This window comes from Glaciimonas sp. OK215, assembly GCF_057787885.1.
Genome location: NZ_CM173544.1, coordinates 2,875,256 through 2,900,163, shown reverse-complemented (window position 1 = coordinate 2,900,163; position 24,908 = coordinate 2,875,256). Strand labels below are relative to the sequence as shown.

The following is a 24,908-nucleotide window of genomic DNA, read 5'->3' as shown; positions in this document are numbered from 1 at the left end:
AAGAGAGCATGCCATGTTTAACATTGTCCCGTCGCTACAAAGCATGTCCGCGCAATCCCTCTATGCGCGAGTTGAGGATACGATAGCGCTTGCCGAACTCAATGCCCCCAGGAACCAGGTCCGTCCGAATACCCGGAATGACTCCAGGCTGCCGATTCCCGCTGAAGGCGTGATGCCATCGAGCCTGTTCAACTCCTCCCGCAAGCTTGCGCTTCTGAACCGGCTTCCGGCCGCTATCAGGCAGGAACTCGAGAAGGTCGGGGATTGGGAGGGATTTCTTTTCCATCCATCTGCCAGACAACTGGCTGAGAAAGGGCAGTGTGCAGTAGCTTGCTACCTAAGTATGGAGCGAGCGCTGACAGAAATCGGGAAGGTGAACCCGCGTGAAGAACGGGAAGTTTTTGCGCCAAGCATAATCTGCGGTGTCGACAGCCGCGGCGGTATCTATCTGCGTCCCATAAATTCGCATTGCGGAATTGTCCGGCTGGAGGCGGGCCAACCACCGGCGCCAGGTCCCCATGTGTCGGAGTACCCAACGCAGGAGCCAATCAGGCTGCTACCCAGCCGCTCAAATAACCTGATCACGCAGGCTCCTCTTACTCTGCGCGGGCAGAGTGAGTTGCTCACGAATCCGGGCCGGGACAGGCTGTGGGTAAAAAATCCGGATGGTACGTTTGAGCCTGTCGTTATAAGGGGCAGAGACGGAAAAAATAGCAATCGATACTGCCCAAGTGCGTCAGGGATTTCCGGGAACGGTCGTTTCGTGGTAATGACTTTCGTCGACGACATACTGGTGCATGACCGTGATTTAAATGAAACCAAGTACCTTGACGGGTTAAATCGCGCTGATTTCAATTTTGCTCCGACCGGACTTGTTCAGCGCGGTCCTGCCGTCAGCGTGAAAGTGTCGGTCTCAAATGACGGGACAGCGTACATTGGCGGTCAGACCAGGGGACACATTGTCCCAATCGACGATCGGAAAGACACCGTTTACGTCAGCTACGGTGACGGCCGGGCCGATATGAGAGGCCTTCGCCAACCATTCGGCGTTACCCCGGATGGGGGCTACCTGGTGCGTCCGATCCCTGGTGAAATGGTGAGCAACTTTTGTTTGCGAAATCTTGGCGGCAATCACCAGGAAATCAATGTGAGGCGGATCGTTCCCAGCGGGAGCCCTGATAGCGATTATCTGACCTGCATCGCGTTTTCACCTTTGAACACTATAGTCGCAGCAGGATACGCGGATGGCGCAGTGGGGATATTCGACCTGACCAACACGGTGGGCGATAACGCAAAGCTTTTAATTCATACTGTGCGGCCGGATGGATCCGATTATGCGTGGCCCGTAATCAGCTTCTCGAACAGCTTTGATGAAATACGTGTTGCTTATGTCAACAGCAACGGCGGCGTGTTGCTCACCACGCTGAAGCTGGGCACGGCGACAGCGCAGTTGCCCATCCAGGAAACAAGCCGCGTGGCAATCCAAAGTCCAGAAGATCAAACCACAGACACACTGCAGACAGTTGCCAATGCGACGGAGAGTGAAGCGGATCAGCCTGCAGTTGAGCGTGGCCAGGCTCAGGCCGGCGCGGTGGGGGATCCGATGCCGTTGCAGCCATTTCCCTTGCCTGTAGCATACGGTTTGCCTGGTTCCGCCTTGCAGGCGCTACAACATTTGGCGCAGGCGAGCAGTCGCGACTCCGCTGCAGTAGCGACTGAATTGATGAGACGCTGGGACAGTGGGCATATCGGTGTATGGCTTGCCGGGCTGATGAATCCCTATCCGCGCGCCGCTGCGGCACCGCTCAAAGCGTATCTCGAACTGGTCAATGCGCTGCATGCCAGCGGTCACTTGACGTCTGAGCAAACGCAGTCGCTGTTGTTGCCTGAAAGTAAGAGAGAACGCCACTTGCCGATCAGCGCGGCAGTGGCGTCGCACTGGCAATCGGGGGTAGCGCGGCCCTTCGTGAGCACGCTTGCGAACAGCATGCCGGAGAACGGTGAGGAGCAAGTCACATCCCGCTTGAGTCTGGCGCAATCGGATCAGCATCACCCGCAGCTGAAGATGCGACATTCAGCGAATTTCTATAAGCAGATCAAGCGCGGCATGGAAAATCTGTCTGCCGGTCAACAGGATACGCCGGCGCTACGTCTATTGGCTGAGCATGGGTTGATCCCGCCGCAGCGGGAACTGGGCAGGATGGTAAAAAAACTGCCGGCTGCCGCGCCCACGGCTGCAAGCCCTATACCCACGCCGAGCGAAATTCTGACGCATATCAATGACGTGATGCCTGCGGTGCTGAGGCAAGTGGCCCAAAAACAAAAACAGGATGCAGAGTTGGAGAAGGCGCGCGTCACTTATCAAGCAAATCGGCAGGCGGCTGAACATGCGCAGAAGGCCAGTAAATCGTCGCCCGTGGCCGCAATGGTTGCGGGATTATCCATCCAGTTGCATGCGCAGGGAGCCGTCTTGCGTGCTCAGAAGCAACAACACATTGCACAGTGGGAGCAAGCCCAGGCAACCCGACGCCACCTGGAGGACGGGCAATATCAGCAGAAGCGGGATCGGGCGTTGCCGGGCGGGTTGGCTACCCTGATGCGCGCGGATCTGGTAGCCGTGCCCGCTCGCGCAAGCGCAGGCAAGGAAACAGAATATGCGCTGTCAAAAGCGCGCCAGCGAGCCGGGCAACATGAAGAACAGCAGCGTGACGCCCAACGCGCCATCGGAAGCCAGGTGGAACAAGATGCGGCCGATGCGGCAACGAATCTACAGCGTATTGAAGCGGAAGAAATAGCATCGTCGCAGGCACGTGAAGAAGAATTGCGTACGCTGGAAATATTGTCGCGTGCTCCCAGTACTTCGAACCTTCGTGATCCTGCGCCGGCGCGAGCACGCGGTCAGCGGGTTGCCGAATATATCGATGAGAGCGGTCGACCCCGTACCCAGGCTTGGTAAGACGGGGGAGGATTGCCGACTCCATCGCGCCGGGAGCAGCCGCCAGGCACAGGAAGTCCAAGCTTTTGTACGTGTTTTTGATAAAAGAGACCGATATGCACTTATCCCCAAGCACCAGCGCAATGCGTGATATTCCTGCCACCTCGTCTCTGGATGCCGTCGCTTCCGTGCGGCATCAGGGAAGTGAATTATTTAATGTCAAGACATCCGGAAATCGAAGTTGTGAACTTTTATTGTTTCCGGAAAACGGTATTGAGATCACACAACTACCAGCCGATGCTACGCAATACGAACGGCAGTTTTACGATATGCACCCTGAAGAACAATTGGCAATTCGAAAGTGGACGGCGGCCGGCGAGGAGGCGGAGAAATTCAGTGATTATGAGTTGCCCTTACATAGGCAGGGCATAGACGAGATGAATTACGATCTGAATCAAGCGCTTGCCGCTGGAAGTTGCCTCGATGCGGAGCAACAGGACATGTGCGAGAAGCTCTCGTCTGCACTGCGGCAACTCCCGCCGCTACATGGCGAGTATCTGAGAGTTGCTGAATATACCAGGCAAGACGCCATGCCTTGGGGAAGTGCTATTCATGTTGGCGACACGGTGACAAATTTTCCTTGTTTTATGAGTGCCTCGGCTGACGCAACATATGCGGCACAAACAGCAAATGGAAACTTCATCAAAGACTGTGATGTCCTTGCGACCTATAAAATCGAAAGCACGACGACAACGACAGCCATTCCACTTTGGCGTGGGACCGCATCCCTTGCGGATGAGTTGGAGTTTTTATTTCCGAGAGAGTCCTGTTTTATTGTGAAAGGAATTTCTACGGCACAACGAACGATAGAAATAGAAGGCCGCCCAACGGCAAGAGTTGGCATTCTCCTGGAGCAGGTTCCCGTTGATACGAGAGCAAAGAACCTGTATACCGGCACTCCGGTGGATATAAATACGCAGACAGAGCAGCGCCCGCTTCAAAGAACAACCCGTGAGGTAACCCGGCAGGGCCAAGGTCACACACCCAATACGCAGATAGTCGGCATTGACAATACTTCCCAAACCATCGCCGTATCGTTACAACAAGGTCAACAGCAATTGGGCATAGGCGCACTTTGGGAGAACGTAGTCAATCGAGAGCTTCACTTCAATGACCAGAGCGGAGAAAAACGCATCACCGTTTCACCGCCAAAGGCTCCTGTCGGCCCCGGAAAATAAAAAGGGGGAAAAGAAGTAAACCATTGAATAGGAGAACATGATGGGCGTGGGATTCTTGACTTTAGGTGCGGCGCGCAATGCATGGGACGACGCCCGCAACACCTCTGCGAGCGACGAGCCGCAGGCTCGCCTGGCGGATGAATGCGGCGTCATCCGCTGCGGGCAGCACGGTTACATTCAGCTTGACGATCAGTATTACCCGGTGCGCTATGACCAGGACGCGCAGACTTGGCGCGTCTATAAGGAGCACAACCCGGCCGGCGCTGCTGTCCCCGTCCGCTACGATGCCAGCCTCGGCAAATGGCAGATTCACGACGACGTCGGCTTGCGGGGCGGCAGTCCGCCCGAGTCGTGTGGGGAGCCGTCGCTGGACGATCTTCCCGAAGAAATAATACAAACGATCGCAAGCCATTTACCGGACGCAGACATCGGACGCTTAAGCCAGGTAAACCATCGCTTGCAAGAAACGTTTGCTCAGGAAGCTAAGGCAAGCCGGCTCCTCATACAGGCGCAGCGTGCTACGCAACTGACAGAGTTTCAAGCGTTGCTGAGCGCCCCGCGAGAGGACATGGCGGTTGTCCAGGACTTGAAAATGTCGCTACAGGACCGTCCGCTGATGGCGCTAAGCAGTCGGATTCCCGTGTTGCCGGACCGCGACTGGCCCAGCGCAATCCACCTTATCAATTGCGTCGCGATGCAGTTGCCGGAAGCCGCGCAGGAGAGGGTATCGGCTGCCATCCAGCGGATGCTGGACGTCCAGGGGTCTCTTGCATTTGCCAGGGTATTGGATACTGTCGCGAGATTCGCGCTGGACGCGTGTGCAGAACGGGTGCGGCCAGCCGCTCCGGTACGGCAAATACCCCGTTTGCCGGAAGGAATCGAACAGAGAATAGCGCAACTGTCGATGCAAGAAACAAGCCGCGCGGGGATGCCGGGACAACCATCTCAAACCACAAATACAAGGCAGGAAGTTGCCGCTGCGACGGAAGATCGGCCTGCGGTCGAGCGTGAGTCAGCCCGCGCCAGCGCCGTGGAGGAACTGACGCAGTTGCAGCGGCAAGCATTTCCCCGGCCGAGCGCATACGGTTCGCCTGATTCTGCCTTGCAAGCTGTGAAACATTTGGCACAGGCGGCCACGCACGACCCCGCTGCAGTAGCGGCCGAATTGATGCGGCAATGGGGCAGTGGGCATATTGGCCTATGGACTGCCGACCTGGCGAATAAAGCGCCTGGCAGCGCTGCAGCGCCGCTCAAGCTGTATCTCGAACTGGTCAATGCGCTGCACGACGGCGGTGCCTTGACGTCTGAGCAAGCGCGGTCGCTGTTGTTGCCTGAAATTGACAGGGAACGGCACTTGCCGATCAGCACGGTAGTGGCGTCGCATTGGTCATCAATGCCGCTGGCGGCGGAGGCCTTCGTGACCGCACTTGTGAACGCCACGCCGGAGAGTGCTGCCGAGCAAGTCATATCCCGATTGTGCCTGGTGCAATCGAACCGGCATCACCCGCAATATTCGGCGGATTTCTATAAGCAGCTCAAACGCGGCATTAAAGATCTGCCTGCCGATCAACGGGATACCCCGGCGCTGTGTCTATTGGCTGAGCATGGGCTGATTCCGCCGGGGCGGGAACTGGGCAAGATGGTAAGAAAACTGCCGACTGCTGCGCCCACGACGGCAAGTTCCATGCGTACGATGAACGAAATTGTGACGAATATCGATGAGGGCGGCCAACCCCGTACCCAGCCTTGGTAAGACCGGGACGGGCGTCTTTGGATGCCGTCACTTGCATCACGGATGTCAACTATTGAACAGGAGGACATGATGGGAATAGGAAGTTCAACTTTACATGGCGGGTCGTCAAGAGCGTGGTGGGACGCATGGTCTCAGTCCACTCCCGGCAGCGAGCAGCAGTGCGCGCTAGACGAGTTCGAGGGCATGGAACCCGGGCAGGAAGAACCGGTCCCGCCGGTCACTGTAGCGGAGGTGCACGAATTCCTGGAAGAGCGGGCCGCCCAGCGACGCGGGCCCCACCCCGACGCGTTACCGGCGCGCTGGACAGCCACGGCGATCGAGCTGTGGGGAACTCTCACCCAGACTGTCGAGCATGTTCGGCAAGCGCAGGCCCTAACCGGCGACAACGCGGTACGGGCGCTGCCGGCCGGTCCAGGCGCGAATCCACTCGCTCCGACCGGGCCCTGGTCGAACGGCATGGCCGCGCTCCCGGCCAACGGCGCAGCCAGCAGTTCCGGCCACGGAAACTGGCATATTCACGACGACGCCGGCTTAAGGGACGGTAGTCCGACTGAGCCGCCATCGCTGGACGATCATCCCTCCGAGTCGATCAGCATGATCGCAGAACATTTGCCGGACGAGGACAGCGTACGCTTAAGACAAGCAAACCGCCGCTTGGATGCAGCGTTCACCCTGGAAGATCAAACAAGCCAGTTCGTCAGACAAGCGCAACGCACCGGAGAGCACATCGAGCTTACAGCCGACCGATTGACGATATTCAATCTGATCCGTGACGTTGTGACTGCGGTCGAGCTTCCATTGACGTGCCGCGTCGCGCCGCTCGCCGAGCTGATACGGCAAATCGAGTATCGGAATGCAGGCGGCGAACAGTGGGCACTCAACCTGATCCTTGACGCCGTGAATGGGGCCACGTTTCCAATCGAGTGCAGTGCCCCGCTGCTCGCCGAACTGATGCGGCAACTCGCCTATCTGGAATTGATTGAGGGCATTCAACCTGATCCATGACGCCGTGACTGCCGCCACGTTTCCGCTGGAGCACCGCGCCGCTCGCCAAGCTTGCCTGGCGGCACCTGCCGAGCTTGCCAGGCAAAACCGGGGCACCGTGCTCGAAACGCTGGCGCCGGCCAACATTCATCTGCGGGAGCATGCCCGTCGGAGGCGCTCAGGCGATCCGTCGCGCATATCGATGAGGGCGTCTTCGGATGCCGTCACTTGCATCACGGATGTCAACTATTGAACAGGAGAACACGATGGGAATAGGAAATTCAACTTTACATGGCGGGTCGTCAAGAGCGTGGTGGTACGCATGGCCTCAGTCCACTTCCGCAATCGAGCAGCAGCGCGCGCGTCTGGTAGATGACTTCGAGGGAGTGGAATCTGAGCCGGAAGAACCGGTCGCGCAGGTGCACGCATTCGAGGAACAACAGGCCGCCAGGAGGCACAGGCTCCATCCCGACACGTTGCCGACGCGATGGCAAGCCACGGCATTCCAGTTCTGGGCGAATCTCAGCCAGACTGCCCGGCATGTCCAGCAAGCGCCAGCCCTAAGCCAGCAGATTCGCTCCGTCCAGGCCAGCAGCGCGGATTACGCAGGTGGCGGGCTCGGTCTGACCGGTCCCTGGCCGAACGGCACGGCCACGGTTCCGGCCAACGGCGCAGCCAACCTGCCGTCGTTGAACGATCTTCCCCCCGAGTTGATCAGCATGATCGCGGAACACTTGCCGGGCGAGGACATCGGACGCTTAAGACAGGCAAACCGCCGCTTGCACGCAGCGGTCACTCAGGAAGATCAGGCCGGCCGGCTCGTCAGACAAGCGCAGCGCGCCACGTGGCTGACGGAGTTTCAAGCGTTGCTTGGCGAGCCTGATGAAGGCATAGCGTTTATCCGGGGCTTGAGAATGTCTCTGCAGGGCCGTCCGCTGGTAGCGCTGAGCAACCGGATTCGGGTGTTGCCGGACAGCGACCGGCTCGCCGCCTTCAAGCTCATCCGTGACGCCGTGACTGCCGCCACGTTTCCGCTGGAGCGCCGCGCCGCACCGCTCGCCGAACTCGCACGGCAAATCGAGTATTTGAATGCAGGCGACCGATTGACTGCATTCAACCTGATCCGTGACGCCGTTACTGCCGCCAGGTTTCCGCTGGAGCGCCGCGCCGCGCCGCTCGCTGAGCTCGCACGGCAAATCGAGTATCTGAATGCAGGCGACCGCCTGACGGCATTCAACCTGATCCATGACGCCGTGACTGCCGCCACGTTTCCGATGGAGCGCCGCGCCGTACCGCTCGCCGAGCTCGCACGGCAAATCAGGGATTTGAATGCAGGCGACCGATTGACGGCGTTTAACCTGATCCATGACGCCGTGACTTCCGCCACGTTTCCGACGGAGCACCGTGCCGCACCGCTCGCCAGGCTCGCCTGGCGCATTCCGGATCTGTCGGCGCCTGACCGACACAGCGCATACGACCGCATCCTGTCGGCAGTCGCCGGGCTTGCCAGGCAAAACCGTGGCACTGTGCTCGAAACGCTGGCCACGGCCATCATTCAACTGCCGCAGCATGCCCGTCGGAGCGCGCTCGACGCCGCCCTGGCGGCGATCTCCGAGCTTGATCTGCTGGACCGTGGCGCGCCGCTCGACGCGGTTGCACTTTCGCTTTCCTTTCTGCTGACGTCTGACCCGTCGGAGGCGCTCAGGCGCTTCGTCGCGCAAATCGCGTGGTTGCCGGACGACAGGCGGGCGCAGATGCTCGGTGCGATTCGGTGATGACGCCGGCAACCTGCCGCTGCAGGAACGTTCAGCATACGTCTGCGGCGGCGCAGTACCCTGCTTCCCCGGCGGATGAGCCCGGACAGGAATATCTTGTCTCTCCCGTTCCGGTGGGCGAGGTGAGGGGAGGTGCGCTGGCCGGTGCGCGATCGATTCAGGATATCCCGCCCGAAGTGCTAGGGATCATCGCCAGCCGGCTGGAAGATAAGGACTTCGTCCACCTGCGGCAAGCGAGTCGCCACCTTGGCAATGCGCTGGCGCAAGAAAATCAAATGCGGGCAGCGTCGCATGTCAAGCAATTGCAGGCGTTGCGCGAGCGCATAACGGGCATCCGGGGATTGAACGAAAACCTGCGGGACCGCCCGCTCGAGACGCTGATCAGCCGGATTTGCGACATTCCGGAACTCGATCGGCAGGCGGCGTTCGACCTTGGCTACGCCGCCATCGCTGCGCTCCCGCGACGATACGGTGCGGGGCCGCTAGCGGAACAGGCGCTCGCCGTCCGCTTCCTGCCGGGCGAACAACGGCGGCCTGCGTTCGAACGGGTCCTGACGGCGATCCGCGCATTTGATCCGGCATTGCGTCGCACGCCGCTGCGATGCCTTGCCATTCCAATCAGTCATTTGCCGGAGAGCGCACGCCACAGAGCACTCGGCCAATTCCTCGCGGCGAGCGCCGAGCTTGATGCGTCAGATCGTCCTGCAGTGCTCACAGCACTCGTCTATTCGGTCAGCTATTTGCCGGAGACGGCACGCAAAAACGCGTTCCAGCAAATCCAAGCGGCGATCGACCGGCTCGATACACCGGACGATCGGGTACTGCTCACGAATCTTGCGCATCGGCTCTACGTTATGCCCGAGGCCGGACGTCGGCAACTGTTCGACCTGACCCTGGCGATGCTCGCGCAGCCGGACGTGCCAGACCGCGACGTATTGCTCGGAACGCTTGCGCCGCATCTGTTCCGTCTGGCGGAGGTGGAACGGGAAAGCGCGCTGGGTCAATTTTTGACGATGCTCGCCACGCTTGCCGCGCCATACCGTTGCGCGCCGCTCAGAGCGCTTTCCTTTCATTTCTGGCAATTGCCGCAGACGGCAACGCACAACGCATGCAAGCTGTTACTGGCGCCGCTTGCCGTGCTTGCCGCGCCGGACCGCACGCTGCTGCTCAGTGCGCTGGCAGCTTGCCTGTTCCGCCTGCCGGAGAGTGTGTGGCGGAGCATGCTCAGCCAGCTGCTACCGCCGATCGTCCGGCTCGATCCGGCGCAGCGCGATGCGCTGCTCATAGCGCTGACATCCGGAATCCTTGATCTGTCGCAGATTGGGCCGCGGCACGCGTTTGACCATATCCTGACGGCGCTGCGCCCGCTCGACTCGCCGCAACGGAGCTTGCTGCTCACCGCGCTTGCACCTCTGATCTCCCGTCTGCCCGAGGCTGAACGGCGCGCGGTCTGCGACGACATGTTGACGGGGATCCGCGTGATTCTTGCCGCGCCGGACCGCGCTGCGCCGCTAGCGGCACTAGCGGACCAGATCTTTCAGTTGCCGGAGAATCAGCGGCCGGGCGTAACCAGTCAGGTTCATCTGGAGATCGCCAGGCTGGCCGCGTTAGAAAATAGTTGACGGCTGAGGAAGTGCAGTCGCTGTTGTTGGCTGAAAAGGAAGAAACCACTACCGGTCAGCGCGGCAGCGGCGTCGCATTGGCAGGCAAGGGCTAGCGCAGCCCTTCGTGATCACGTTTGCGGACACCGCACTGGACAGCGCGTGCGGCAATCTATCTGACTATTTATATAGGGAGGCACGGTGGGAATAGGAAATCCAACCTTAAATGGCGGGTCGTCAGGAGCGTGGTGGGACGTATGGTCTCAGTACACTTCTGGAAGCGGGCGGCAGCGCGCGGGTCTGGTAGACGACTTCGATGGAATGGAGCCTGAGCCGGAAGAACCGGTTCCGCCGGTTACGGTAGCGGAGGTGATGGCATTCGAGGAAGAACGGGCCGCGCAGCGGCGCGGGCCTCATCCCGACACCTTGCCGACGCCGTGGCAAGCCACGGCGTTCCAGCTCTTGGTGCATCTCACCCAGACTGTTCAGCAGGTCCGGCAAGCGCCGGCTCCAAACCGGCATATCCGCTCGGCCCCGGCCGGCACCAGCGCCAGCGCCGGGGGCCAGCCCGATCAGAACAGTCTCCAGCAGAACGACGCGGCTTCCCTCTCGCTCAACGGCACGGCAACGGTGATCCCCGCGTACCGCGCCGCCAAGGACCCCGTCGAGACCCACCCACAGCAGTACCTCGCGCAGCAACTGGACCAGCTGGAACCTTCGCTCTTGTCCGATTATTTAAGAGCGGCAGGGTATGCGGAGGCAGGAACGCGCGCCGGATGCGCGCCGGGGCCGCAGGAACTGATTGCGCTGTACGATAATCTGGCGCCCGCTCGCTTCGTTGGTGGCGATCCGGCCAGCCCCGACCGGCTCAACGCGCGCGCGTTGCAGCAACTGATGCGGTATGTGATGCGGGAACTCGGCTTTTACGGCGATCGCTACGGCCAAACGATCGCCCCGGCTTTTCAGCGTCAGGTGCTGATCAGGCTGGTTTCACAGTGGGCCAACGGCTGCATGCAAACGCCCGGCCGGATCGCGGGCTACTCCTGGTCGGCGGCCGCGCGGCAGCAACGCACAGTGACCCAAATCAAACAGGAAGTGGAAGGGCGCCTGCAAGCGTTCGGTCTGCCGCAGGACGTTGCGGTGTGGGCAGGCGCAATGCTGCTGGCCGGCGCCGAACCCGCGCTCGCGCGTGCCGACACCCCCGGCGACCTGCGTTACGGCAGCCTGGAATGGGCCGATCTGCAAATCGGCATCGAGACGGCCTCTGCGCTGGAGCTCGATCATTGGTCGATGACCTACACCGAGCTGGTTGCATTGGCCCAGACCAGCGACATGACAGCGCGGGAGCACCCTGATGCCGCTGCCGGGTTGCTGGCGCTGCAGGTCAGGACAGCGTTGGTCTTCGCCGGCGTGTCGCTCGCACCGGACGACCCGAAGGCCGGCGAGCGTGTCGAACAGGCGCTGACGGCACTGAACGACGCCCGTAGCGCGCGCTGGACAGCGGTGCAACATAAGCTCGACATGCTGGAAACGCTAGAGGCGCCGATGCCGACACGGAGCACGCTGGCCAGAAAGATATTGCGCTTTCATCACATTGATCCGGACGCTACCTATCCCACTTCCTCCTATGCGAGAAACAGGAAGAATGAAAGGTTTATCCCCGGCACGGCACTGAACCTCTATCTGGACGGAAGACGCCGGTTCGACGGATACGAAGTGCCGGAGGACCTGGACCAGGAGTTCGACCGAGCCTTTACGCAATACACGTCGCACTACCAACGGGCCCTCAAGACGCTCTTCGACGATCTGGTCCAGGCCTTGCCCGAGCAAGACCGCATCCGCTGGCAGCAAGGCCAGGCGCAGATTCTGGTGCCGGACGTGAGTCTCGATCTGAAGGGTATGGAAAGCCTGTCGCAATGGCCGCTCCGGATGCGGGAACTGACGGCGATCGTCGCCGTCAGCTACGACAATGAGATGCGCCACTATTTGGTCTCGGCAGCGCGCAACGACACCCAGCCGATTCGGCTGATCGCCGATGACCTCCCGCGCGATCTCGACGATGCCGGTCTCCGTGCTCTCGACCAAGCCTTGCTGCCTTACGCCGATGACCTGTTTACGAACGCAGGAGATATGAAGAACGTCCGGCACCGGATATGGAATTTCCGCTCCGCCGGAGAGCCAGGCCCGGCCACCTCGGTAGTGGCGCAACACTTCGTCCAACCCGTCGAAGCGTTGCGCGAACAAGCATACAAGTCCACCGAAAAGCAGCTGAGCAGAGATGCAATTAAGGGCATGCTGCTATCGCTGATCCCCTTCTACAACTGTGTGACCGAGACCAGGAAAAGCCATACATCGGTGAGGCTAGTATCGTGCGCATTCGATGTCGTAGCTCTGATTCCATTGCTCAGAGCGGGAATCAGTGTCGGCGCCGGCGTCGGCAAGCTGAGCATCAATCTGGGTGCTGCCGGGCTCAGGCAGCTGGCCGCGAACGGGGCGTCGCGCCAGACGCTGCACGCGGTGTCAGCGCAGATGGCGGCCCCGCTGGCAAGGTATGGGACGCGCGGCGGCAAGGCATTGGCGCGGGCCACGGTGCAGTGGCTCGACCCGGGGTTTGAGTTGCTTGTGAAACTGCCGGCGGCGTCCCGCCGCGCCTTCATGTCGACATTGCGCGGCTGGCCCGATATGAAGGCGCTGGCCGAACGCATCCACACGTCGCTGAAACGGCAACCGTTCCATTTCGACGCCCAGGCAGGCGTCTGGCAGATGCACAGTCGTGCGCTGACTCACCGCGATGGCCGCCAATTCGCGCAGATCGGCGGACGGGAGCTTGAAGTCATCGATATCGGAACAGCCAAACACATCCCGGTGGCGCGCCTCGACGACAGCGGCGATGATGTCCGTTTCGCGCTGGTCGATCCGCGCAGCGGCCTGCCTTACGGGCCGCAGTGGGTGCCAACATTGAGTGGCGTCGAAGAGTTGGGCGGCTACCGCGTCCGCTTCAAAGGCGCGCTGCCGCCACCGGATGCGCAAGGCATCATCCACTTCGCGCAGAGCGACTACGTTCACGACGTTCACTTCATTCATGTGGACGGTGCGTATTACGCAGTGCGCTATAACGAGGACTGGCAGACTTGGCGCATCCATAGGACAAGCAACGTGATCGGCCATTCGATCCCGGTCCGCTACGATGCAAGTCAGGGCGAATGGAAGATGCATAGCGATGGCGGCTTGCGAGGCGGTAGTCCGGTTGAGCAGGTGTCGTTCGAAGACCTCCCCGATGAAATGATCGCCAGGATCGCCGGCTATTTGCCGGACGTGGATATCGCACGCATACGACAAGCGCACCCCCGCTGGCACGATGTGCTCACGCAGGAAAATCAAAGAATTCGGCTTGTCGCAGCAGCACTGGGCGTCAGGCGGCTGACGGAGTTTCAGGCGTTGCTCGGCAGGCCCGGCGAAGGCATAGCGGTTATCCGGGGCTTGAGAGCGTCGCTGCAGGACGGTCCGCTGACGGCGCTGATCGGCCGGATTGGCGGACTGCCGGGTGGGATGACCGTACTGCCGGAAGTGGAGCGATTGGCGGCCTTTGACCTGATTCACGACGCGATCGCCGCGCTTCCTCTGCAATATCGCGAGTTGCCGCTCGCAGCACTCGCAGACCAGATCCGGCACCTGCCGGCAGACCGGCGGCAGCTTGAATATGAGCGCATCTTCAACGCAACCACAAGACTTGATCCGCCACACCGCGGGGTGCCGCTTGCCGCCCTTGCCGGTCAGATCGGGCAGTTGGGGGATATTCAGGCGCGGTCGGCTGCATTCGACGTTCTCATCCGCGCGACTTTAGTGCTGGACAGCCGCCACCGTGCCGGACCGCTCACGGCACTCACCGCGCAAGTCCGGCATTTGCCGCGACCCCGGCGGCTCAGCGCATTTGACCGTATCTTCGACGAGATTGGCACACTTCCGATGGAACCCGGTGCAGCACCGTATGCGGCACTCGCAGGGCAAATCGACGCTTTGGACGAAATCGACCGGCCGTCCGCATTCGACCGTGTCCTGGAGCAGACCGGCGCGCTTCCTGTGGAACACCTTGATGCACCGCTTGCGGCGCTGACAGACCAAATTTTCAACCTGCCGATGGAGCGGCAACTGGCAGCATTCGACGGCATCGTTCGCGTGGCTGCCACGCTTGATGCGGAGCGGCATGCCGGCCAACTCACGCAGCTTGCAGGGCTCATTGACGAGTTGCCGGAAGAGTTGCTGCCGGCTGTATTCCGCGGCCTCATGCGTGCGGCTGCCACGCTCGATGCGGAGCGGCATGCCGGACAACTCGAACAACTTGCAGGGCGCATTGACCGACTGCCGGAAGAGCGGCAGCCGAGTGCATTCGACCAGGTTTTCCGTGCGACGATCGGGCTTCCCGCGGAACACCGTGCCGCACCGCTTGCGGTACTGACGGCGCAAATCCACGATTTACCGGAAAACCAGCGACTGGCTGAGTTCAATCGCATCCGCCGCGAGATTGTCGTGCTTCCCCTGTGCTACCGTGCCGCGCCGCTCACAGCACTCGTAGGGCATTTCGAATTACTGCCGGTCCGCCGATTGGATTTGTTTGTCAGCCTCACCCGCTCATCGGTTATGGCTGTCCCGCAAAACCGCGCCGAGCTGCTGCGGATGTTGGCAACGCGCATCCGTTGCATCGAGCCGCCGGCAGATCGTGGACGCGCATGGCGCAGCGTTTTCAGCCAGGCTGAGACGCTTCCCGTGCAAGCTCGTGCCACAGCACACGCGGCACTTGCGAGGCATATCGAATCGATACCCTCAATGACAGATCGCCTGGACGCGTTTAACGGTCTTTTTAACGCGATCATGAGGCTTCCTCCGCAACACCGCGCCGCATCTCTGAATGTACTGGCAGGCAATATCCCGTCGTTGCCGCCACTAGAGCGACGAGATGCATTCGACAGGATTCAGACCAGTCTCGCCGCCGATCCTGCCGGGTAAGTTGCGGGTCTGTACGGCGGCTGACAAGGCGGCTGAAGTTTCGCGCCGGATGCATGAGGTAAACAGAGACCTGACTGGATTGCAGGACCGCATCCTGTTCGCGGCGACGTTCTGATTTATACGTATTTTTGACAAGAGAGGCCAATATGTATTTACCCCCAAGCACTAGCGCAATGCGTCATATTCCTTCCACTGCGTCTCCGGACACAGTCGCTTTGCAAGGCGGCAGTCCCGTCAGCCACGATATACAGGGAATCCGGCATTTGCCTGAGTTCAAACGCCTCATCGACGCAGCCGACGTGCTCGCTCCGGAACAGCGTCATGCGCAGCTCATTGGACTCGCCTACCACATCGAATATCTGCGGGAAAATCAGCGGGCGATGGCATTCGAGCTTCTTGCCGGCGCGCCCGGCGCGCTGGATGAGGCGCGGTTCACGGCACTAGTCGAACAAATCCAGCATCTGAAAACAGACGACCGGTTGGTTAAATTCAATGTTCTGTTCGAGATGAGCAGGAAGCTTCCCGCGGGACACCCGGTCGCACTCGCGCAGCAAATCCGGCACCTGACGCCAGACCAGCGCTGGGATGCTTTCGACCGCCTCCTCGGCGCTGCGGCCGGGCTTGATCCGCAACGCCGGGGCGCGCATCTTGAGACGCTTGCAGGACAAATCCGCTGGCTGCATGAAAAGGAACGCCTGGACAGATTCGACGGCATTTTGCGCGAAATCGGTCTGCTTCCTGCTGAGGAACAGCGTGCCGCGCAGTGCGTGACGCTCGCAACGCACATCGCGCACCTGCCAGAAAAGCAGTTGAAGAGATTTGGCAGCATTCTCGGCAAAATTACCGGGCTTGCCGATGAGGCGCAGCGTGTCGTGCAGCTCAAGGCGCTGACACGGCAAATCGGGAGTTTGCCGAAGTGGCTGCGGTCGGACGTATTCATGCGCATTCTCGCTGGGATTGAACAGCTCGGCAGGGACCGGCAGCTTGCCGGGGAATCATGCGTCGCGCTGCTCAACGAACTGGCAAACCAGGTCTGCTGGCTATCCTCGGCAGGGGCGCACAGTGACCAGTTGATTGCGGAGTTGCAAATTAGTCGGGCGGTCAAGAACTTGAACCTGCGGAGCGGCCCGTGAACCGCAGTGACGTTCCAGTCGGGAGCAGTGCTCAGTTCGAGGCAGGGAGGGCATTGCGCATGGAACCGGTCTACGGCGGCGCTTCGTGTTCCCGGCCCGGCGCTTATCGCTTAAAGCGATGCGGCTCACGGGTGGATTTTTTTTACGACGTTGGCAATTTACCAGGAGAGCGCGATGGGAGTAGGATTTTCAACCTTGGGTGGTTTGTGGCCACGAGCATGGCGGGCCGAACAGTCGTACGCTTCTCGACGCACTTCAGAGAGCGAGCAGCAGCGCGCTCCTCTATACACTTCAGGGAGTGAACAGCAGCGCGCCCGCCTGGAGCCGGACATCGTACGTTTATTAAGTCAGGTAAACCGCGGCTTGCACGAAGAGCGCACGCAGAAGCATCTAGCAGACGGGATTGTCGCAGAAGCAGAATTCGTCACGGAGTTGAAGGAGTTTCAAGCGTTGCTAGGCGAACCCAGGCAGGGCAGAGGGATTACCCAGGTTATCCGGGAAATGTTGCCGGGCGAACCGAAGGCGGGCGTTATCCGGGAATTAACGATGCCTCTGCGGATCGCTCCGCTGATGGCTCTGATCAGGCAGATTGGCGAGTTGCCGGCCATCGACCGACCCGTTGCATTTGAGCACATCCGTCGCGTCGTGACTGACTGGGGGTTTCCGATGGCGCGCCGGGCCGAACTGTTCGCCGAACTCGCAAGGCAAATCGGGGAGGTGGATGCAGGCGACCGCTTGAGATTATTCGATCGCATCCATGACGTCGTGACCGTTGCGGCGTTTCCGATGGAGCTTCGGTCCGAACCGCTAGCCGCGCTCGCATGGCAAATCGGGCATCTGCGTGCAAAGTCCAGCTTGAGGTCATTCAACCGCATTTATGACGCCGTAAGCACTGCGGAGTTTCCGATGGCGTTCCGGGCCGCGCCGCTCGCCACGCTCGCAGGGGTAATCGGCAGTATGCGACAAGGAGATGAGGCATGGACTGATCTCGACAGGATTCTTGCTGCGACCAATATCTTGCCCACGCAATACCGTACAGAGCCGCTGATCGCAGTGGCCAACGCAATCTGCTATCTGCGAGCCGAGCAGCAGTGGGATATGCTGAATCGGGTCCTTGCGGCGACTGCCGCACTGGAGGAGCAATACCGGGTCGCGCTGCTGGTGGCAATCGGACGACAGCTCTCCGCAGAACTGACCGGTATCCAGAGGCGCGCTATGTTCAATCTGGTGTTGACGGAGACGACCGGATTGACGGACAGACAGATCCGTGTTGCACCGTTTAAGATGCTGGTACGACAAATTCCCGCTCTATCGGTATCTGACCGGCTAAGCGCATACAACAGCATCCTGTCGGCAGCCTACCAGCTTGCTCTGCAAAACCGTTGCACGCTACTCAACACGCTGACGTATGCAATCCCCTATCTGGCGGCGTCTGAACGGCGACAGGTGCTTTGGCAGCTTGTCGAGCGAATCGACCGGTTCAAAACAGATACGCCACAGCACGCTATGTTCCAGCAAGCCCTGACGACGATCAACGAGCTTCCGGGAGACGACTCCATGCTGGCCGGTGAACTGCTCGCAGGCCTGTGGGATCTGATACCAGCCATGCCGAAGCGCCACAGGAAGGCTGCACGCCAGGGTGTTTGGAGGGCTGAAACACTGCTGGAAATGGCGCCGGATGTCCGCGAACATTACAGGGATTCCGGCTGGATAAACCGGCTGGCACGAGCCTGTTGCTACAGCCTGCCAGTCGACATCGGGAACCTGCGGCCCAAAATAACTCCAGCGCTGCGGGAACACTTAAAAGACGGATTGCTCGACGAAACGCTAGAAAAAGAGCTGCGGCAATACATAAAACAAACATGGCCCAACGGAATGAAAGAGGCGCGGCAATATTGGACAGGCTCGGTGCAGTGTGACGTTGGCAAGCGCAATGTACTGCTGGAGCGGATTGACATGGGCGGCGCGACGAGATGGTATCTGGTTGGGCAAAACGGTGAACGCCTGAGTCAGTACCTCGACCGGCGCTATTCGGGCACGCTGACACCGGACAATCTGCGGCGCAATCGGTGAGCGCACAGCCGGCAGGACCGGGCCAGGCATCGCGCCGGCGCGCACGCTGCCGGCTGACGAAGCCCCGCCGGCGCAGGTCCGAACCGGCATCGACAACTTGCACAGGAGAGTTGCATGAGAGTGGGATATTCGACTTTGGGTGCGCCGTCAGGTACTTGGCTGAACGCTCATCACAGGTCTGCGGCAGCGGAGCCTTGCGCTTCTGCGGCGAATGAAGCAGGGCAGAATGACCTTGCCCTTTCCGCCATCGTGGCCGAGATCCATGAGTTGATTGAAGAGCGGCGCACACCCGACCCCGCAGCGTTCCACCAGTTAACGCATGTCGGCCAGGCTGCTGTCCGGCATGCGCCAGTCCCGGAGCGACATGTTGACGGGCCGCAATGGGTGCGGCCGCCCGACGGCTTCGAGACGCTGGGTGACTATCGCGTCCGCGTCAAAGGCCGGGTGCCGGCCCCGGATGAAAGCGGCATCATCCGCCGCAAGCGGCGCGACTACATTCAGGTCGACGGCCGGTATTACCCGGTACGTCATGACAAGGACGCGCAGACCTGGCGGGTCTATAAGGAACGCAATCCGGCCGCCGGCGCCATCCCCGTCCGCTACGACGCCAGCCACGGAAAATGGAAGATTCACGACGCCGTCGGCTCAAGGGGCTGCAGTCCGATTGAGCCGCCGTCGTTGGGCAAACTTCCCCGCGAGCTGGTCAGCATGATCGCCAACCATTTGCCGAACCAGGACATCGGCTGCTTAAGCCAGGTAAACCGCCACTTGCACGGAGCGCTCGCTAAGGAGCGTCAGGCAAGCCGACTTCTCGCACAAGCACAGCGCGCCAAGCGGTTGACGGAGTTTCAAGCGTTGCTTGGCGCGCCGCGCGCGGGCATGGAGGTTATCCGGGACTTGAGAGTGTCGCTGCAGGAGCGTCTGCTGGTGGTACTGACCGGTCGGATTCCCGCCCTGCCGATACGCGGTCGGGAAGTTGCACGCCAGCTCGTTCGAAACACTGAAACACTACTGAGAATGGCGCCGGATGTGCGCCAGCATTACACGGATTCCGGCTGGATCGACCAATTGGCAATCGTCCCGGATCCCGAGGGAACGTCCGTCACCTTCGGACGCGTGGTGTCCTGCGGAATTGTAGTTGACGCGCAGCCGCAATATTGGACAGGCACGGTGCAGTTCGGCCAGGCCGGCAATCGCAATGTACTGCTGGAGCCGGTTGACGCGGGCGGCACGACGCGATGGTATCTGGCCGGGCAAAACGGTGAACGCCTGAGTCAGTACCTTGACCGGCGCTATGGAGGCAGGCTGACGCCGGACTCTGCGCCGCCGACTTGACCGGCGCGCAGCTAGCAGGACCCTCGCGCCAGCGCGGAGGCGGCCAGCTGACGAAGCCCTCGCCGGTTTACGCCTGGACCGGCATCGACAATTTTCACAGGAGAACAGGATGGGAATAGGCAATTCAACCTTAAATAGCCGGCCGTCAAAAGCCTGGTGGGATGCATGGCCGCAGCCCACTTCCGCAAACGAGGAGCAGCGCGCACGTCGGGCGGACGAGTTCGAGGAGGTGGAACCCGAGCAGGAAGAGCCGGTCCCACCGGTCACGGTGGCGCAGGTGCATGCGTTCGAGGAGGAACGGGAGCGCCAATGGCGCGCGCCCGACCCCGCAGCGTTGCCGATGCGGTTGCCCGCCACAGCGTTCCAGCTGTGGGCGGACATGACGCGGACTGTCCAGCATGTCCGGCAAGCGTCAACCCCAACCAGGCAAATCCGCTCGGCCCCGGACGGCACCAGCGCCGACGAGGAACGGGCGCAGCCCACCGCCCCGACTTCGCCCCCATCCGCTCCGGCCGGCAGCGAGGATAACGCAAGGGTCTTGCCGATCCAGCCCGATCCGAACAGTCTTCTGCCGAACGACGCGTCCTCGCTCTCGCTCAACGGCACGGCGGCGTTGATTCCCGCTCAAGGGGTGACCAAGCGCGCGGACAATCCCGGATTACAGAATCAGGACATCGATTTTTTTCTGGCCGTCGGCAATCAAGTGAGCCAGGCCCAACATGGACGGCCTATGTCGCCCGACGAGGAGCGGAAAATCCGTCATGCCGTGGCCGCAGTACTGGATCACGGCAAGGCGGAACGAGGACCGGACAACAAGGGGACCCGATACATCGTCACTGATGCGTTTGACAGGCCTTTGGAGCGCTATGGCCAGCGCATTGTGGATCATTTGTCCGAGCCGCCTGGCGGCAAGCTATTCAAAAGAACCGGCCAGGCATTGCAGAATCCGGTTACCGAATATTGGCTAGTCATAGGCAATCTGATCACACAAGTCCTACACGGGCGGCCGCTATCGTCCAAAGAGGAAAATATAATCCGTGTCGCGGGTTCAGTGCCGGATACCGCTTTGGATATCCTATACCCTCCAGCCATGGCAGGGAATCTTGCTGGAACAGGTTTGCAGGCAGCTGGAATGGCAATTGATGGCGATCCGATAACACCCGAGAGCATGATGGGCATGATCCAGAACCTCAATCTGCGCGGCCTGGAGCGCGGTCTGGACAAGCCGGTGGTGGTGAATCCCGGCAGGCCGCCGCTTGCGGCCGAGCGACCTCCGCTTGGTTCCTATCAGGTGGAACTGCGCGGACCCTTGCCGCAACCGGACCGCAGAGGTATGCGCACTATCGATGGAATCCGCTATGTCGAGATGGAGGGCGCACAGTATCCGATTCAGCGCACCGGGCAACGGCACCAGTGGAAAATCTACCAGCCGGAGGGCGATCCAAAGCAAACCGGCATATTGGTTCACTACAACCGTAGAATCGGCGAGTGGCAAGAGCATGTCCCGTCTCAGGATCCCGCGGAAACATCCGTGCACCAGGAGGCAGGATGGTCGCCGAAACCGGATACGCCGGCAGCGGCTCCGGAATTTCAATTCCACTACCGGGACGCTGCCTGGGTGACGGGCGCGCGCGAATTCACGCTTGGCGGCGTACCCTACGCCCACGAACAGCGTCTTGGCCGCTACTACCGGAAGGTGCGCGTGAACGCCGAGACAGCCGATGCGGGCACGCTCACACTCGAGGTATTGACGGAACCGGTTTCAATGCCGGACGGAACGACCCGCTGGCAAGTCGTCGGTAAGGATGGAAAGCAATTGCCCGAGCACATCTCGTTTTCCGAAGACAGCAAAGCAGAGGGTGTGCTGAAATTGGACCAGCCAGCGTCAGAAGTCAGCCGCTGGGCAAGCTGGTCGCCGCAACCGGATACGCCGTCAGCGGACCCTGAATTTCAGTTCCACTACCAGAACGCGGCATGGGTGAAGGGCTTGCCTGAATTCAGCCATGAGGGCATACCCTATGCCTACCTAAGGGATCCTGGCCGCTACTACCGAAAGGTGACCGTGCGGTTCGCGACGGCCGATGCGCACACGGTCGAGTTCCCGGTACTGACAGATGCAGTTGCCAGGCCGGATGGGACAAGCCGATTCCAGGTCATCGGCAAAGATGGCAAGCAATTATCCGGGTACGTCTCGCTTTTCCAGGGCCGCAAGAACGATGGTGTACTGGAGTCTGACAGGCCAGTGCCGGCAGCCGATCAGTGGACAGCCTGGTCGCCGAAACCGGATACGCCGGCGGCGGAGCCGGAATTTCAGCTGCACTACCGGAACCCTGAATGGGCGGCCAGAACGCACGAGTTCACATCCGAGGACGGCGTACCCTATGCCTACGTACCCCATTTGCGTCAGAACTACCGGAAGGTGCGCGTGCAATGCGAGACAGCCGATGCAGGCACGATCAAACTCGATGTACTGACGCAACCGGTTGCGATGCCGGACGGGACACTCCGCTGGCAAGTCGTCGGCCGCGACGGCAACAACTTGCCCGAGCACGTCTTGTTTTCCGCCGGGCGTAAAGACGAGGGGGTGCTGGAGTTGGACCAGCCGGAAGAGGCAGCCGATCCGGATGCGTTCCGCTATGTGCCGCCCCATGACTTCCAGGAACGACAAACGATTCTGAAGGACTATGCGGTCAGGCCTGAGCAGCCGTTGTCCGAACCGGACAGCGCTGGGATTCGCTCCTCAGATGGAGCAGATTACATCCAGATGGACGGAGAGTATTACCTGGTCGACCGTGCGCCGCACGATCCGACCTTGCGCATCTATAAACCTGATTGGCCGCAGGGGTGGCGCGTCCCCGTGCGTCAAAACGCGCAGGGGGAATGGGAAAGCTTTTCCCTCAAATTGCAAGGCGGCAGTCCCGTCGATGACGATATGGCAGAACTCTGGCATTTTCCGGAACACCAGCGCTTGCCTGAATTCAAACGTGTCGTCGACGCGGCTGGTGCGCTTGCTCCGGAACAGCGTGACGTGCGTCTCATTGCACTCACCCGCCAAATCAAGCACCTGCCGCAAAACCAGCGGTGCGTGGCATTTGAGCTCCTCTCCGGCGCACCCGGCATGCGCAATGAGGCGCGGCTCACAGCACTCGCCGAGCAAATCCGGCATCTGACAACAGATGAGCGGTTGATTCAATTCAACGTCCTGTTCGAGCTGACCGGGAATCTTCCTGCGGGACACCCCGCTGCACTCACCGAGCAAATCGAACACCTGACACCAGAGCAGCGATGGCATGCATTTGATCGTCTCCTCGGCGCTGCGGGCGCGCTTGATCCACAATACCGTGGCGCGCATCTCGAAACACTTGCAGGGCAACTCCGCTGGTTGCATAAAAAGGAAATCCTGGATAGATTCGCCGCCATCTTCCGAAAAATTACCTGGCTTCCCAATGAGGAACAGCGTGTCAGGCCTCTCAAGGCGCTGATACAGCAAATCGAGAATTTGCCGGGATCTGTACGGCGTCGTGTATATAGGCGCACTTACAGTGCGGCTGACAAGCTTGGTCCTGGCGGTGAATCGAGCATCGCTTTGCTCAAGGAATGGCAAGACAAGATCCTCAAACAATCGTTGATGGAGTACGAGATGCTACGGGATCAGCCGGAAGCGGAGCGGTTTCGACGTTCGAACAGCGCGCAACCGGCATCGCTTCAATTGCAGCGGGAAACATTCCGGCCGGAACAATTCGCTCTGCCCGGCACTGCCTTGCAAGCCATACAAGGTCTGGCGGTGTATGGCTCCACGAACCCCGCTGAAGCCGCCGCCGCAGTGACGGACCGGCAGCGCGACGGCGCGCATATCGGTGTATGGCTTGCCGCGCTGATGAATCCCTATCCACGCGCCGCTGCGGCACCGCTTAAAGCGTATCTCGAACTGGTCAATGCGCTGCACGCCAGCGGTCACTTGACGTCTGAGGAAACGCAGTCGCTGTTGTTGCCTGAAAGTAAGAGAGAACGCCACTTGCCGATCAGCGCGGCAGTGGCGTCGCACTGGCAATCGGGGGTGGCGCGGCCCTTCGTGAGCACGCTTGCGAACAGCATGCCGGAGAACGGTGAGGAGCAAGTCACATCCCGCTTGAGTCTGGCGCAATCGGATCAGCATCACCCGCAGATGAAGATGCGACATTCAGCGAATTTCTATAAGCAGATCAAGCGCGGCATGGAAAATCTGTCTGCCGGTCAACAGGATACGCCGGCGCTACGTCTATTGGCTGAGCATGGGTTGATCCCGCCGCAGCGGGAACTGGGCAGGATGGTAAAAAAACTGCCGGCTGCTGTGCCCACGGCTGCGAGTCCTGTGCGCACGCTAAGCGAAATTGTGACGAATATCGACAACGTGATGCCTAAGGTGCTTCAGCAAGAAGCTGAAAAACAAAAACAGGATGCAGAACTGGAGGAGGCGCGCGTCATGCATCAAAGCCATCGGCAGGCGGCGGAACGCGCGCAGGCAGCCGGTAAATCTTCGCCCGTGGCCGCGGTGGTTGCGGGGTTTTCCAGCCAATTGCATACCCAGGGAGCCGTCTTGCGTGCTCAGAAGCGGCAGCACATTGAGCATCAGGAACAAGTTCAAGTGGACCAACGCCGCTTGGCGGTGCAAGCGCGAGCGGTCCGACGCCGATTGGAAGGGCTGCAATATCAGCAGAAGCGGGATTGGGCGCTGCCGGGTGATCTCACTGCGCTAATGCACGCGGGTCAGGCGGCCGGGCCCGCCCGCCCAAGCACAGACGCAGGCAAGGAGACAGAGCATGCGCTGTCACAAGAAAGCCAGCGAGCCGGGCAACGTGAAGAACAACTGCGTGAAGCCCAACGCGCCATCGGACGCCGGGCAGCACAGGAAGCGGCTGATGCGGCTGCGGAGCGGCATTATTTTGATACGCGGAAAATTCTGTCGCATGCTCCCGGTACTTCGACTTTGCCTGTGCCCAGTGATTCCGCGCCGACCCAGACCCATGGTCAGCGGGTCGCCGTGGCAGAGTATCTCGATGAGAGCGGCCAGCCTCGTACCCAGGTTCGGTAATACGGG

General features: G+C 60.5%; 12 protein-coding genes. All 12 read left to right on the top strand.

Translation table 11 applies throughout. From position 1 onward, the window contains the following. Positions 1–13: 13 nt before the first annotated feature. The 12 genes from AC3CHX_RS13020 (at position 14) to AC3CHX_RS12965 (ending at position 24,902) form a co-directional block, all read left to right on the top strand. Positions 14–2,956, top strand: a complete 2,943-nt coding sequence (locus AC3CHX_RS13020; RefSeq protein ID WP_488644418.1) for a hypothetical protein — start codon at positions 14–16, stop codon at positions 2,954–2,956. A 95-nt stretch (positions 2,957–3,051) separates the two neighbouring features. Beyond that, on the top strand, positions 3,052–4,173 hold the full coding sequence (locus AC3CHX_RS13015) for a hypothetical protein (RefSeq protein WP_488644417.1): 1,122 nt from the start codon (positions 3,052–3,054) through the stop codon (positions 4,171–4,173). Positions 4,174–4,210: 37 nt separating this feature from the next. Beyond that, positions 4,211–5,926: an F-box protein gene (locus tag AC3CHX_RS13010; RefSeq protein ID WP_488644416.1), complete on the top strand. Its 1,716-nt coding sequence runs from the start codon at positions 4,211–4,213 to the stop codon at positions 5,924–5,926. 42 nt (positions 5,927–5,968) lie between these two features. Further along, a complete protein-coding gene (locus AC3CHX_RS13005; RefSeq protein ID WP_488644415.1) occupies positions 5,969–6,931 on the top strand; it encodes a hypothetical protein in 963 nt (320 codons plus the stop codon). Next, positions 6,906–7,163, top strand: coding sequence for a hypothetical protein (locus AC3CHX_RS13000; RefSeq protein ID WP_488644414.1), 258 nt, complete (start codon positions 6,906–6,908; stop codon positions 7,161–7,163). The genes AC3CHX_RS13005 and AC3CHX_RS13000 overlap by 26 nt, the downstream gene beginning before the upstream one ends. Before the next feature lie 13 nt (positions 7,164–7,176). Then, on the top strand, positions 7,177–8,685 hold the full coding sequence (locus AC3CHX_RS12995) for an F-box protein (protein ID WP_488644413.1): 1,509 nt from the start codon (positions 7,177–7,179) through the stop codon (positions 8,683–8,685). Positions 8,686–8,807: 122 nt separating this feature from the next. Beyond that, positions 8,808–10,307, top strand: a complete 1,500-nt coding sequence (locus AC3CHX_RS12990) for a hypothetical protein (RefSeq protein ID WP_488644412.1) — start codon at positions 8,808–8,810, stop codon at positions 10,305–10,307. Positions 10,308–10,607: 300 nt separating this feature from the next. Further along, positions 10,608–15,290 (top strand): F-box protein, encoded by a 4,683-nt coding sequence (locus AC3CHX_RS12985; RefSeq protein ID WP_488644411.1) that lies wholly within the window; start codon positions 10,608–10,610, stop codon positions 15,288–15,290. 263 nt (positions 15,291–15,553) lie between these two features. Then, positions 15,554–16,423, top strand: coding sequence for a hypothetical protein (locus AC3CHX_RS12980; RefSeq protein WP_488644410.1), 870 nt, complete (start codon positions 15,554–15,556; stop codon positions 16,421–16,423). 195 nt (positions 16,424–16,618) lie between these two features. Beyond that, complete coding sequence (locus tag AC3CHX_RS12975) at positions 16,619–18,496, top strand: hypothetical protein (protein WP_488644409.1); 1,878 nt, start codon at positions 16,619–16,621, stop codon at positions 18,494–18,496. 114 nt (positions 18,497–18,610) lie between these two features. Next, positions 18,611–19,831 (top strand): F-box protein, encoded by a 1,221-nt coding sequence (locus AC3CHX_RS12970; RefSeq protein ID WP_488644408.1) that lies wholly within the window; start codon positions 18,611–18,613, stop codon positions 19,829–19,831. A gap of 109 nt (positions 19,832–19,940) precedes the next feature. Next, the gene (locus AC3CHX_RS12965; RefSeq protein ID WP_488644407.1) at positions 19,941–24,902 is read left to right on the top strand and encodes a hypothetical protein; all 4,962 of its coding nucleotides are present in this window, start codon (positions 19,941–19,943) and stop codon (positions 24,900–24,902) included. The last annotated feature ends 6 nt before the right edge of the window (positions 24,903–24,908 follow it).

What these genes read in the sequence shown, in the direction of transcription:
- AC3CHX_RS13010 (WP_488644416.1), top strand. Translation starts at nt 4,211, where the DNA reads ATGATGGGCGTGGGATTCTTGACTTTAGGTGCGGCGCGCAATGCATGG.
- AC3CHX_RS12985 (WP_488644411.1), top strand. Translation starts at nt 10,608, where the DNA reads ATGGAGCCTGAGCCGGAAGAACCGGTTCCGCCGGTTACGGTAGCGGAG.
- AC3CHX_RS12995 (WP_488644413.1), top strand. Translation starts at nt 7,177, where the DNA reads ATGGGAATAGGAAATTCAACTTTACATGGCGGGTCGTCAAGAGCGTGG.
- AC3CHX_RS13005 (WP_488644415.1), top strand. Translation starts at nt 5,969, where the DNA reads ATGTCAACTATTGAACAGGAGGACATGATGGGAATAGGAAGTTCAACT.
- AC3CHX_RS13020 (WP_488644418.1), top strand. Translation starts at nt 14, where the DNA reads ATGTTTAACATTGTCCCGTCGCTACAAAGCATGTCCGCGCAATCCCTC.
- AC3CHX_RS13015 (WP_488644417.1), top strand. Translation starts at nt 3,052, where the DNA reads ATGCACTTATCCCCAAGCACCAGCGCAATGCGTGATATTCCTGCCACC.
- AC3CHX_RS12970 (WP_488644408.1), top strand. Translation starts at nt 18,611, where the DNA reads ATGAGAGTGGGATATTCGACTTTGGGTGCGCCGTCAGGTACTTGGCTG.
- AC3CHX_RS12965 (WP_488644407.1), top strand. Translation starts at nt 19,941, where the DNA reads ATGGGAATAGGCAATTCAACCTTAAATAGCCGGCCGTCAAAAGCCTGG.